The organism is Streptomyces sp. NPDC093089 (genome assembly GCF_044754405.1).
In the GTDB taxonomy this organism is placed as follows: domain Bacteria; phylum Actinomycetota; class Actinomycetes; order Streptomycetales; family Streptomycetaceae; genus Streptomyces.
Genome location: NZ_JBIVPA010000017.1, coordinates 26,350 through 38,358, shown reverse-complemented (window position 1 = coordinate 38,358; position 12,009 = coordinate 26,350). Strand labels below are relative to the sequence as shown.

The following is a 12,009-nucleotide window of genomic DNA, read 5'->3' as shown; positions in this document are numbered from 1 at the left end:
TGTCCGAAGCCTAAGCCAGCCGTCGATGGCCTACACTCATGGACCTCTCGATCCGTTCATTGTTCAGTTCCTCCTGCCCGTCGATACATCCCTCATACCTCCGGTGAATTACGTCCGGGGAGTTTCCTGCGCGCCGGGCAACCTCGGCGACAGGTACTCCAGCGTTCAGCCACATCGTTATGCACGTATGTCGCAAGTCGTACGGCCGTCGAGCGAGTGGAGATTCAGTCTTGCCCGGCGGCAGAGCGAGCAGACGGGCATCCTGCCAGACCCTCCAGTAGCTGGAGGTGCCAAGAACCCCGCCGTGCTCGCTTGCGAAGAGACGGCCGTCCGCCACAGTGCCGAACTCCTCCAGATGCGCTCGGAGCATCATGACCAGGAGAGGCGGGATAGGGACCGGGCGTTCCGCCTTAGGCGCACGAGCCTTGAGGCCACGCTTATCGTGGCGCTCCCCTGAGTCTGTCCACCGTTTCCCTGACACCGGCCGGGTCTCCCTCAACGTGAGGGTTCCCCATCCAGTGTCGGGGAGATAGCAGTCCTTCTCTCTAAGGCCGACCGCCTCGGCCGGTCTCATCGCCGCGTAGAGCTGGCAGGCAAAAAACGCGACGAGGCGGCGACCGCGGTTGCGGTGGACGGAGCCTACGTACGAGACCGCCGTCAGCAGTTCGGCGCCCTGGGCCGGATTCACCAGGACCCGGGGGTCGACGACATCGCCCTTCGTCGGGCCGGAGCGCTTGAGGCCGTGGAGCGGGTTCTCCTCCAGGTAGCCGCACTCGATCGCGTACTCCATCGCCGTGTTGAAGCCGCGACGCCGGCGCTTGTACGTCTCCCCTGCCGCGGGGGTGTCGTCCAGCTTGAAGGAAAGCCGGTACTGCACGTCCCGGACCACCTTCGGGTCCGTGAGGGCCGACAGCCGGAGCGAGCGGTGCTGAAGCCACTGGCAGGCCTCGGCCAGCTCGCGGGGTGGCTCCTCATCGCGGTGGGCCGGAACCACCGTCCACCGCATCGCGAGCCGGATCAGCTCCGGCTCCGGCGCCTTCTTCCCGGCCTCCACCATCGCGAGCGCCACCGTGGCGAGGCTGTCGGCGAGGCCCTCCCGCGTTTTGGCCGCCGCCGTGCGCCAGCGGCTCGCCATGTACTCGCGGCTGAAGTCCCACCACGACGGATCAGGGCGCTGGTTCTCCTTCGCGGCCGCGGCCCGGAGTTCGGACTCCGGGAGCCCGGTCCCGACATCGAAGGCTTCGCCCCTTCGCATCGCCTGCCACAGTTCGGAGCGGCGGCTCTCGGCGAGGGTGACCGTGGCGAAGCTGGCCGTCTTCACCTGGCCGGCGACCTTCCAACGGAGTTGGTACGGCGCCTTCTTGCTGCGTACCTGGCTGACCTTCCACACCCTGACGTCGGTGGAGAGCGTGGCGGCCTCGAAAACGGGCGGGCGCCCGCTGTTGCGGGCGCCCGTCGTCGTGCTGGTCTTGCGGTGGGTCACGCTGCGTCCTCCAGCGTCTCGATCCAACGCTCCAGCTCGGAGCGGCGGATGCGGACGGAGCCGTTCGGGAGCTTGATCGACCTGGGGCCCTTCTTCAGCTGACGCCACCTGTAGAAGGTCGCGCGGGGTACTCCGATCTCCTCCACGACCTGGTCGATGGTGAGCATCTCGTCACGCGCCATGGGCTCGGGTCCTCCTCATCTGGCTGAGCAGTACGGGACTGACGGGCGCCGCAAAAACCGCGGAGGCCGCAGATTGCAGCGGATCTGAGGTCTGACCTGCGGCATCGAGAGTGCGGCGGTGGCTGCCGCAAAAGTCTCGGGAATCGCCACAGAAACCGGTGCCGATGAGTACGGCGGGACGACCCGGGAGCCGAGTGCCCATTACTGCGGATGTTTCAGGGACTTCTGCGGCGACGACGTCGAGGGGCCGTCGCCGCAGGTGGGCGAGGGCGGCCGGGGTCTTCTGCGGGTTCTGCGATTTACGCGGCAAGGGGCCAAGGCAGGAGAGCACGCGGTGGCTCACGCCTGAGTCCCTCGGACGCAGGGGTGGATGAAGTAGCGGGGCGCCGGCGGGCGGCCTCGCTTGCCTGTCCGGGGCGGGGTCTCGATCCGGATGTAGCCGTGGTCCTCCAGGACGGCGGCGGCAGGCTCCAGCTCGGCGACCGTGGGGAAGGCGGAGCGCGAGACCTTGCTGAACAGGTCGCGTCGGCTGACGCTCTCCCAGCCGTTGTCCTCCAGGACTGACAGGAGGGTACGGGCGCGGGCGAGGGTGGCATCTGCGCCCATTAGGTCGAAGACGCTCAAAGCGTGGGCGGTGAAGTAGTCCGCCAACTCGATCGCGGACTGCATGGTCGCCGCGCTGATGGGCTTGTTGGTGCCGTCGTCGATGTGGTCGGCCAGGTGAAGGAGCCCGGCGATGCGGGCCGTGGCGCCGATGACCTTGCCCGCCCACTTCCCGATGTGCCCGAGACGCCCACCCTTCGCCCGGAGCTGCGGCTCGATGCGTTCCGCGTACGCAACCAGGGCGGCATCTGCCTCGGGGCCCACCTGAACCACGAGGGGGTCGGTCCAGTCCGCGAGCTTGAGCGTGAGGGCGAAAACGTTCCGCTCGTACGTCGCCGCCACGGCGGGCGGAACGGGTTCCGGGTCGATCTTCCGGTAACCGACCAGGGATTCCGGCAGGCAGTAGAGGAAACGGGCGAGCAGGCCGCGCCCGTCGAAGCCGCGGTTCTTGCCGATGTCCTCCAGGACGCTGGGCTGGACGGCGAGGCCCATGGTGAGCGCGGGCGCCTCGATGAACTCCTGGCGGGTCCGGCGGTCGACGCGCAGCCGGTCGCCGGCGTGGCCCTTGAGGAAGACCTCCATGTTGGGCACACCGGAGTAACGCCCGGCGATGATGTCGAAGATGCCGCCCTCGGCGGACATGACCGCGAGCCTGCCGCCCTGCTCGGCGAGCAGGGTGGTGACGGTCTCGGGGGTGGCGTCGTCGGCGAGGAGCCGCGGGCGCGGCGGCACGGTCAGGGACTCGGCGGTCTGAGCGAGGCCGATCGCCTCGGCCACCAGGCTGTCCCGCTCGGGGCCCTCGGCCTTGGCGGCTTGGGCGGCGGCCTTGTCGGCGGCCTCGCGGGCCATGCGGGCGGTGACCTCGGCCTCCACGATCGTGAGGTTGGAGCCCTCCACGAGCGTGTTCTCCGCCTCGTAGAGCGGGGCGGTCATGGCGGCGAAGACGGCGGACTTGCGGTTGGCCGGGCCGAGAGCGACGACGACAAAGAGGTTCGTGGGCTCGCGCCACCGCCCGCGTACCTGGACGACGGCCCGGCCGCCGGCCGCGGTCGCGAGGACGGAGAGGGCGAGGGCGCCCGCGAGGTCCACCGGAGTCTGCGTCTCCTCGGCGAGCGCGACGACGAAGTCCGAGACCCAGCCGGGAAGGGCGTGGACGGGGAACGGCGGCAGCTTCGGCTGCCGGTCCAGCGGGATCGGCTCCGGCCACGCGGCCGGGACGGTCGCGGCGCCGAGCGCGAGGGCCTCGCGGAGGTCGTCCTCGGTGGCCTCGGCCGACATGCCAGCCTGGACGATGCGGGTGCCGACCTCGATGCTCCGGCGGCGCCGGGCGAGGTCGTGCACGATCTCGGCGTAGTAGGTGGCGTTAGCCGTGGAGGGCACAGCCTGGATGAGGGTGTGGAGGTAGGGTCGGCCGCCCGCGCGGACGAGTTCGCCGGTCTGCTCCAGGTGGTGCCCGAGGGTGATCGGGTCGACGGGCTGTCCCTGGGCGTGCAGGGCGAGGATCGCGCGGTGGATCGTCTCGTGGGCGGGCACGTAGTGGTCGGCCGGGTCCATCGAGCCGTTCACGTCGCCGATGACGCCGGGCGCGAGCATGAGCGCGCCAACGACGGCCTGTTCGGCTTCCCGGTCGTGCGGTGCCATTCGCTCCACGCCACCGGGCACGCTGTGCAGCGGCACCACGGGGGCGTACTGCCCATGGGCGGGCTCAGGTGTCATGCTGGGGTTTCTCCTGTTTCTGTCGAAGGGACGGAGAGCCGGGGCGGTCGCGGTCTTGTGGTGAGAGGCGACCGCCCCGGGCACAGCTACTTCTGCTTGAGCCACTGCTCGTACTGCTGGCGGACGTAGGCGCGGGGGTCGCAGATGACCGCGGTGTCGTCGGTGTCCATGAGGCGGCGGGCCGCCTCAGTGGCCATCTCCGCCGCGTCGCTCCGTACGCGCTCGCTCTCGTCGCCCAGCGCGATGCGGTCCAGGAGCGCGGCCTTGCGGAGCCAGAACTCGCGGCCGATGTCCTTGCCGAACGGCTTGTCTGCGGCGGTGCGGGCGGTCCAGCCGATCTCGCTGATGATGCTCGGGGCGAGCGCGTAGGCGTCCTCGGGCGTCGGCCACCGCTCGGCCCGGAGGTCGGCGGTGAGGTAGAGGCGCTCGCGCTTGCCGTCGCGGGTGGCGTACTGGCGCACGGCGCCCGTGGCGAAGGTGCCGCCGAGCGCGGCGGTCACCCGGTCGGTGTCGTGGGGGTCGCAGATGACTCGGATCTCGAACATGGATCAGTGCTCCTTGGTGGTCTCGGGGGCGGGGAGTTCGGGCAGTCCGGCGCGGGTGAGGGCCTGCGGGTCGAAGCCGGGCAGGGCCGCGCGCGTCAGGAGGGCGGTGGCGAGCTGCTCGGCGTAGAGGGCGCCGGTGCGGGCGGCCTCGATCTGGGCTCTGGCGCGCAGGGCTTCCACGCGCTCGATGTGGGCGTGGTCCTCGCGCCTCTCGGCCGTGTGCCGCTCGTGAGCGACGGTGGCGCGGCGATCGGTGCGCCAGTAGCGGGCGGCGAGGCCGTAGGCGACGGCGGTGGCGAGCACCCACAGCAGGAGCGGAAGGGACAGTCCGTCGGCGTATCCGGCGACCCCGGCGAAGGCGAGGCCGCCCGAGGTCGCGAAGGCGGCTCCGGCGAGGGTGCTGTCCCCGCGGTGACCGGCCGCGGCGAAGGCGCCAGCCGTGGCCGCTCCGGCGGCGAGGACGACCATCAGGACGGCGTTGCCGACGGAGTGTTCGGCGCCGTTGGCGTTCCAGATCCGGCCGAGGACCAGGACCGTGGACGTGGCGAGGGCGGGGGCCACCTTCGGCAGGGCCGTGGTGAGCCAGTGCGGGGCGGTGATCGGCTCGTTCATCGCGGGCTCCTTCGGCTAGTTGGCGAGGTCGGAGAGGGCCGTGGCGGAGGACTGGACGAGGTTGGCGATCGGCTCGTACGCGCCGGTCCCGGCGGCGAAGAACCCGAAGAGGAAGAGCACGATGGCGGCGCCGGCGCCGGAGGACTTGCTCTTGACGGCGAAGGCGGACGCGGCGCCGAAGAGCAGGACGGCGGAGATCTCGAAGTTCATTTCGGGCTCCTGTCGTTGTGGGGTCAGCGGGTGCCGTCGCGGTGGACGCGGGCGGCGATGTTGAACAGGTGGCGGCCGACGCGGATGCGGATGCCGTGGCCCTTGCAGCGGCGGCAGGTCTTGCCGCGCTTGGGCTTGCCCTTGCGGTCCGCCGTGAGGGCGAAGCCGAGTCCGTTGCACTTGCGGCAGTTGCCGAACGGCGAGGCCGCACACAGGGCGACATAACCGATTGTGACGGCGAGCAGGAGTGCGCTAGCGGCGAGGAAGGGGGTCATCAGGGGCCTCTCCGGCGGTTTTCCGGGTATGCGCAGGTCAGCCCGCTAGGGAATAGCGCGCTGATCAGATGCGGTATGGGGTGCTAGCGGTGCCGCTAGACCTAGCGGGGCTTGCTGCTAGACCTAGCGGCGATCCGCGTCAGCTCGCGTCCCGAGTTCCGTCACGTTCCGTGATGGCGGTGGAGATGCGGGAGCGCTCGATGCCGCGCCGGTTGGCGCCCTTGCCGTTCTCGGTCTTGCCCCACACCTGGGTGGTGGAGATGCCGTGCGGCTTGAGGGCGGCGGCCAGTCCCTCGGGGTCCCAGCCGCCGTAGACGTCGGGGCGCAGCTCGGCGAGCCGGGCTACGACGACTTCGGACCAGACCTTGGGCTCTTCGGCGGGGACGACGGCGAGGATGTCGCGCAGCAGGTCGTACGCGCTGGTCTCGCCGGTCTCGAACGACTCCCCCAGCGCGTGGCCGGAGAGGGTGCCGGCCTGTTCGCGGAGCTTGCGCGCCCGCAGGCCGATGGTCTCGGCGGTGGGGGCGTCGACGTAGACGGAGGAGACGATCCGGGCGTCCGCTCCTTCGCCGACGAAGTAGTGGATGCCCTTGTCCTTCCAGGAGAACATTGTGGCCCGCACGCCTCGCTTGTACGAGGACGTGCCCAGGACCATGTCGTTCTCCAGCTGGCCCATGACCTTCAGGCAGAACCGGGCCGAGGCGTTCGCGCTGATGCCGGTCGGCAGGGCCTTGGCGTCGGGACGCTGGGTGGCGAGCAGCAGCACGATGCCGGTGGCCGGGCCGCGCTTGACCAGGTCGGTGCAGATTTCCTCGAACTCCGCGCCGTGCTTGGGGTGCTCGAACCAGACCTGGCACTCGTCCACGCCGACGACGATCGGGTGGAGCCCCAGGTTCTTCATGTTCGCCAGCTCGCTGGTGACCTTCGACTCCGGGCAGATGTCCCGGGGCAGGGAGCGGATCATCTTCGCCCGGCGCCGCAGCTCGTCCCGCAGTTCCCGCAGGTCGGCGAGGGCGTACTCGATGTCCTCGTCGTCGTCCCCGGCGCGGTGGCGGTGTGAGACGCGCTCGCCGACCGGGTCAAGGTCGCCGGTGCCCTTGAGGTCGTAGGTGTGCAGCTCGGCGCGCGGGTCGAGGGCGGCGATCAGGAGCAGCAGGCGCAGGAGGAATGTCTTGCCCATGCGGGGGATCGCGCCGATGACGGCCGCGATGTACATGAGCGTCATCTCCACCCAGCGCCCGCGCTGGTCGGTGCCGAAGGCGACCGGCTTGAACAGGTCCGTGGCCCCGCTCTTGAGGAGCGGCCATACGGGCTTCCGCGCGGTCGACATGTCCTGGTCGCCGACCCAAAGGACCAGGTGCCCGGTGTGCTCCTCCGGTACGGCCTCGGGCCAGACGCAGCCCAGCGGGCGGCGCAGGCCGGACGCGAGCTTGTCGCGGCGCTCGATCACGTCCGTGACGGTCACGCCGTACGGGAGGTCCCCCTCCGCACGCCAGCCGGGCCCGTCGCGGGTGATCGGGGCGGTGAAGGTGAAGCCGTCCCGGCCCTTGCCCTGCGCCTGGTTGATCGCCGGGATGCCGAGCGCTCCCAGCGCGCGCAGGACGATGTCGCTGGTGAGCTTGGGCGCCTTGGTGACCTCCACCGCCCGGTTGATGACCGGGGCGTCGGCCTGGCCGCCGGCCGACCCGAGGGCGAGCAGCAGCGCGCCGACCGAGACGACCTGAAGCCAGCCGGGGGCGAGGACGTAGAGGGCGAGCGCGGCGCCCATGCCGATGAGCGCGGCGAGGGTGGCGACCAGGGTCCGCAGTCGGACCCGGCCGTCGCGCTGCCGGGACAGCTTGAGGTACTCCGCCGCGTCCTCGCGCCGGACGGCGGCGAGTCGGACGGGCTCGCCCTCGCGGTCGGCGACCCAGCGCATCGTGCCGCCGACGAACTTCGCCGCGCCCCGCGGGGCCTGGAGCGCGAGGCGCCCGGCATAGACCGGGGAGCGGAGCGCGTGGTACCCGGCGAGGTGGGTGTAATGACTGGCGACCCAGCGGGCGGCGGTCTTGAGTTCGGCCGTCGACCGCAGCCACGCCGGGACGATCCGTCGCCGCTTCGCGCCGGCGAGTCGGCCGAGGTGTCCGGGCCCGGCGAGCGCCGGACCGTCGACCAACCGGCGGGCCGACGGGTCGCCCGACTCGTCGGCCGACTCGTCCGTGTGGGAGTCGGGCGACGCGTCGGCGGTGGAGTTGGCCGACTCGGTGCGGGTGGATCGGGCCATGTCGAGGTCGACCACATCGGCCCCGGAGTCGGGCGACCCGGTGGCGGCCATGTCGGCTTCGAGTCGGTCGAAGAAGTCGTTCTCGTCGTCGGGGTGGTTCACTGAGACTCTTCCTTCTCTCGGGAGGGATTACGGGGTCCGGCCGCTGCTTTGGTCGGTCGTGACCGGACCCCGTGGCTCACAGGTCGAACAGGCCGCCCTGGTCGTCGCCGGGCGCCGCGGTGGCACGCTGGGCGGCTCGGCGGGCGGCGGTGAAGCAGGGCGGGCCCCAGGCGCGCAGCTCGCTCGCGGGCAGTGCCGCGGCGACGAGTTGGTGGCGAGCGAGTCGGCCGTAGCGCCCCTCGCCCTTCGTGTGGGGCTGTCTGCATGCGCCGGCACACTGGCAGCGGTGCTGTGCAGCTTCCATCACGGTGTGGAAGAGGTCGGCAGCGAGCAGGCCCGACGTCACTGGAAGCCGTCGCCAGAGGTGATGGCTGAGTTCACAGCACTTCGCGCCCGACAGTCTGCTGGCCGACGATTGGCATGATGGGCGCCGGCAAGTTCTCAGGTGTCTTTCGAGGGGTGACTATGGCGTTCAAGGCCGAACCCGAGTTCGGCTTCTCCGGACGGGACGAGTGGTCCTATGCGTCGGCCGTCGGCGTCGGACCGCTCCGGTTCGGCATGACCGTCGACGAAGTGGTCGAGGCGACTGAAACTGTCGGCCAGACGACGGTCGGCGGTTGCGCACAGGACCACGCGATCTTCTCGCCGACTTGGAAGGTCGAGGTCCACCGGCGCGGAGCGGCTTCTTCTCCACCTGCCGTCGCAACTTACGTGAGCCAAGCTGTAGGGCTGTTCTGCGTCGCTGTCGACGCCGTGAACGGTCCCCAGGTCACGTACGACGGCATCCCGCTGGTCGGGAGAGACCTGTCGGAGCTGGAGAGCGACGCAATCGCGTATGCCGAGGCAGTGGGTGTGCACTTCCGCTACACGCCCGAGGGCTACGCGGGACCGGATGATCCCGGGGTCCTCATGCGCGCGCAACCAGTCGGGCAGCTCCTCCGATCGCGTCCGTTGTTCATGGTGACGCGCGACGGCGCGAATACCGAATGGGACTCGATGCCCTCTGAGGAGTACCGCCTCAACGGTCAGTCCACGGCATGACGTGTGACTCTTGACGAAAGGTGGAGGCCCGAATAAGCCAGCCTGCCAGCCGAGTCATGTCGGGGCCACCCGTTGCGCGATACACGTCGACACCACGAGCGAGCGAGCGAGCCGGACCGTCCCAAGATGGCAACTCCAACCCTTCGGTGACGATTCACCGAAGGGGAAACGAAGAGCGTCACTGGGGATTTTCACGAAGCCTCATGATCACGCCGCCACCCCTACCGCCGGTGCCCCGCCCGGGGCCCCTCGGCGTCCGGAGCGGCGGCCGGTGACCGCCGAGAGAAGCCGACCCAGCCGGGCCCCCTTGATCCCGGCGCGGCTCTGCTTAGCCGCGTACATGGCCTCATCGGCCCGGCCGAGGAGCGAGGAGAGCTCTTCGCCGGGGAAGTCGGCGGCGCGGACCCACCCGAGGGACACGGTGGTGGCCACGTGCGGGTTGGTCTTGTCGGCGGGGCGGGCCAATACTCCGTGGAGAACGGCGAGGAGATCGGTAACCGTGCCGTCGGTGTCCAGGACGACGGCCGCGAACTCATCTCCGCCGAGGCGCCCGGCGACACCATTCGGGCCGACGTAGTGGGCGAGCCGGTCAGCGGTGGCCTTCAACAGGGCGTCGCCGGCCGCGTGGCCGTGGCGGTCGTTGATCTGCTTGAAGTGGTCGACGTCCGCGAGGACGACCACCGCCCTGTCGTCGCGCAGGAGGGCGGCGGCCCGACGGGTGAAGCCCTCACGGGTCCGCAGCCCGGTCAGCGGGTCGCGGCGGGCGGTGCGGAGCCGACGGCGCAGCCACAGCACGTGACCGGACCATCCGGCGGCAAGCGGGCCGGTCACGGCGAGGATCGTGGCCAGGGTGTTCATGCGGCGACCTCCTCGGCCGTCTCGGCGGACTCGTCCGTGTCGCTGCCGTCGTTCGTCTCGACGGAGTGGAGCTCCGGGCGGCTGGCCCGTTCGGCGAGCAACTCGTCACGCAGAACGCGTGAGTTGGCTGCCGAGCAGTGCAGTGCGGTCCGGATCGCCTCGGCGTTGATCCCCGCCAGGGGCCAGTCGGCGGTCAGCTCGAGGGCCTCGGCCAGCAGCTCCGCCGCCGAACGCGGCGGCTTCGCCCCCTTGGGCTTCTGGCGGGTGGTGCGCTTGCGCTGCTTCGGCTCGCCCGGCCCATCGGCCGGCGGCGGCACGGGCGGCGCGGCGGGCTCCTGCTCCGGCTCCTCCACGGCCCCGTCGGGGGCAAGCTCCCCGAGGCGCAGGAGGACACGCTCGCGGCGCGGGGTCTTCGACCGCCACCGCCAGCCGTAGGTCTCGCGCAAGTCGGCGCGGGCGAGCTGCCGCTCCTTCTCGCGGGAGAGCGCATCGGCGTAGGAGGTGATCTCCCACAGCGTCATCCGGCGCCAAAGCGAGAAGGTGGAGGGGAAGGCCAGCAGCCACCGCGAGGCCCGGATCTTGTCCATCCGGCGGCCGGTCGCAGCCCCGATCCGTACGGCGTAGATGTGGGCGCCGATCTCGGAGAACACCACCCACAGCAGCGGCATCGTGCCGTGGGCGAGCTTGGCCCACATCCCGTGCCCGGCGGCCACGTTCAGGCCGCAGGTGATCAGGGTCAGTGCCCAAGGCACGAACCGCACCCACGCGAGGGCCATGTCCATCCGGATCAGCAGGAGGTTGGCCACCGTGAACACCGGAATGGCCACGTCGATGCCGACAGGAAGCATCCACGGCTCGCCGAAGCCCCACCGCAGCGCGGCGGCCGACACGGCATCGAAGGAGGAGATGAGCCCGAGGGCTCCGACGCCGGCGGCGGCGAGCGCGCCGATACCGGCGAGGCCCATCTCGGGGCGGGTCAGCGGCGGCACCGCCGACCGCTCGTGGGTGATCGCGGTCGTCATCGCGCACCACCGAAGAGCTTCCGGTTCCGAACCGCCCAGCCGATGTGCTGGATGAGGAACCCGAGAACCGCCGCGGCGAACAGCCACGACTGATGGACCGCAACAGCGCCTGCGGCACTGCCCACCGCGATCAGCGAGCCGAGCCAGATGAGAACCAGCTCCGGGCCCCAGGGCACCCGCGCGCTCATGCCGCCGCTCCCTTCCGGGGACGGGAGCGGCGGACCGCCGGCCGTACCAGCGGGAGGACGTTGAACAGCTCCGGGGCGAACGCCTCGATCGCCTCGGCGGCGACCCGGCTTACCTCGTCCGGCAGGTTCGGGTTGTCCGCGAGGATGTCCCGCGCCGCGTCCAGACGGGCCGCGCGCTCCTCCTCGCTCTCGCCCTCCACCCCGAGCCACAGTTCCACCGGGGTGCCGAGGGCGAGTTCCACGAAGTCGTTGACGCTGACGGCCTGATGGCCGCCGATGAATGTACGCATGGCTGATCGCTCCTGAGCTTGTCGAAGGGGCGCTGGGTGGCCTCGGTCCGTGGTGAGAGGCAGCCACCCCAGCGCGGCGGGGTCGGAATCTCTCCGGCTCCCCTCTGCCTCGCCCGTACGGCACCCCGTGCGGGGCCCGGACAGGCGAGGGAGGCAACCGGCCGCAGCAACCGCTGCGCAGGTGACCTGACGTCCGCGAGTCACCGGCTATCCCGGTGCGTCGAAGCGGCGGATCAGGGGACGCGGTGGGCGTGGTCGCCGTGCCGGTCGAGCACGGGCGACGCCCAGAGTCTTCGTCGATGCATGGAGACCCCCTCGGTCGGTTGGATCGGATGAAGCACTGCAAGGGGGACCTGTGTCCCCACCCTCCGGCCGTTGCTCGCGGTCGCCGGGCCACCTCGCCAGTACGGGCCGAAACCCTGTTCCACCTGGCCTTTAGCGGGATTGCAGCGTCCCCGCCATGTGCTTGCAGACAGCACCTCTCTTCGGACCGAAGCCCGATGAGGTACATGTATTACCTGTTCCTCATCATGGAGAGACGGGTTGGGGTCGTCAAGTCCCTTGGTTTTCAAGGAGTTCGTGAACCCGCCCCGCTCGATGCCTCAAGCTTGGCCTGATC

General features: G+C 70.5%; 14 protein-coding genes. 1 reads left to right on the top strand and 13 read right to left on the bottom strand.

What is annotated here, in order from left to right; genetic code table 11:
* Positions 1-10: 10 nt before the first annotated feature.
* The 9 genes from ACIQFX_RS32915 to ACIQFX_RS32875 form a co-directional block, all read right to left on the bottom strand.
* Complete coding sequence (locus ACIQFX_RS32915) at positions 11-1,483, bottom strand: tyrosine-type recombinase/integrase (RefSeq protein ID WP_402470813.1); 1,473 nt, start codon at positions 1,481-1,483, stop codon at positions 11-13.
* Positions 1,480-1,650, bottom strand: a complete 171-nt coding sequence (locus tag ACIQFX_RS32910) for a helix-turn-helix transcriptional regulator (RefSeq protein ID WP_376317246.1) — start codon at positions 1,648-1,650, stop codon at positions 1,480-1,482. Before ACIQFX_RS32910 ends, ACIQFX_RS32915 begins: the two co-directional genes overlap by 4 nt.
* Positions 1,651-2,004: 354 nt before the next feature.
* Positions 2,005-3,984 (bottom strand): DUF3987 domain-containing protein, encoded by a 1,980-nt coding sequence (locus ACIQFX_RS32905; protein WP_402470812.1) that lies wholly within the window; start codon positions 3,982-3,984, stop codon positions 2,005-2,007.
* A gap of 86 nt (positions 3,985-4,070) precedes the next feature.
* A complete protein-coding gene (locus ACIQFX_RS32900) occupies positions 4,071-4,529 on the bottom strand; it encodes a hypothetical protein (RefSeq protein ID WP_402470809.1) in 459 nt (152 codons plus the stop codon).
* A 3-nt stretch (positions 4,530-4,532) separates the two neighbouring features.
* Positions 4,533-5,141, bottom strand: coding sequence for a hypothetical protein (locus ACIQFX_RS32895; protein ID WP_402470807.1), 609 nt, complete (start codon positions 5,139-5,141; stop codon positions 4,533-4,535).
* Between the two features lie 15 nt (positions 5,142-5,156).
* Positions 5,157-5,351: a hypothetical protein gene (locus tag ACIQFX_RS32890; protein WP_033206753.1), complete on the bottom strand. Its 195-nt coding sequence runs from the start codon at positions 5,349-5,351 to the stop codon at positions 5,157-5,159.
* 23 nt (positions 5,352-5,374) lie between these two features.
* Positions 5,375-5,626, bottom strand: a complete 252-nt coding sequence (locus ACIQFX_RS32885) for a hypothetical protein (RefSeq protein WP_402470804.1) — start codon at positions 5,624-5,626, stop codon at positions 5,375-5,377.
* A gap of 139 nt (positions 5,627-5,765) precedes the next feature.
* On the bottom strand, positions 5,766-7,991 hold the full coding sequence (locus tag ACIQFX_RS32880) for a cell division protein FtsK (RefSeq protein WP_402470801.1): 2,226 nt from the start codon (positions 7,989-7,991) through the stop codon (positions 5,766-5,768).
* A gap of 76 nt (positions 7,992-8,067) precedes the next feature.
* Positions 8,068-8,295, bottom strand: coding sequence for a hypothetical protein (locus ACIQFX_RS32875; protein ID WP_402470798.1), 228 nt, complete (start codon positions 8,293-8,295; stop codon positions 8,068-8,070).
* Positions 8,296-8,456: 161 nt separating this feature from the next.
* Here ACIQFX_RS32875 and ACIQFX_RS32870 point away from each other — a divergent pair, with 161 nt between their 5' ends.
* Positions 8,457-9,032, top strand: a complete 576-nt coding sequence (locus ACIQFX_RS32870; RefSeq protein WP_402470796.1) for a hypothetical protein — start codon at positions 8,457-8,459, stop codon at positions 9,030-9,032.
* A gap of 207 nt (positions 9,033-9,239) precedes the next feature.
* On the opposite strand, the gene ACIQFX_RS32865 is transcribed toward ACIQFX_RS32870, so the two are convergent.
* From ACIQFX_RS32865 to ACIQFX_RS32850, 4 genes are read right to left on the bottom strand one after another with little or no spacing between them, the layout of a single operon-like run.
* Positions 9,240-9,890, bottom strand: a complete 651-nt coding sequence (locus ACIQFX_RS32865) for a GGDEF domain-containing protein (protein WP_402470793.1) — start codon at positions 9,888-9,890, stop codon at positions 9,240-9,242.
* The gene (locus ACIQFX_RS32860; RefSeq protein WP_402470789.1) at positions 9,887-10,912 is read right to left on the bottom strand and encodes a DUF2637 domain-containing protein; all 1,026 of its coding nucleotides are present in this window, start codon (positions 10,910-10,912) and stop codon (positions 9,887-9,889) included. The genes ACIQFX_RS32865 and ACIQFX_RS32860 overlap by 4 nt, the downstream gene beginning before the upstream one ends.
* On the bottom strand, positions 10,909-11,100 hold the full coding sequence (locus tag ACIQFX_RS32855; protein ID WP_402470787.1) for a hypothetical protein: 192 nt from the start codon (positions 11,098-11,100) through the stop codon (positions 10,909-10,911). Before ACIQFX_RS32855 ends, ACIQFX_RS32860 begins: the two co-directional genes overlap by 4 nt.
* Positions 11,097-11,390 (bottom strand): hypothetical protein, encoded by a 294-nt coding sequence (locus ACIQFX_RS32850; protein ID WP_402470783.1) that lies wholly within the window; start codon positions 11,388-11,390, stop codon positions 11,097-11,099. The genes ACIQFX_RS32855 and ACIQFX_RS32850 overlap by 4 nt, the downstream gene beginning before the upstream one ends.
* Positions 11,391-12,009: the final 619 nt, after the last annotated feature.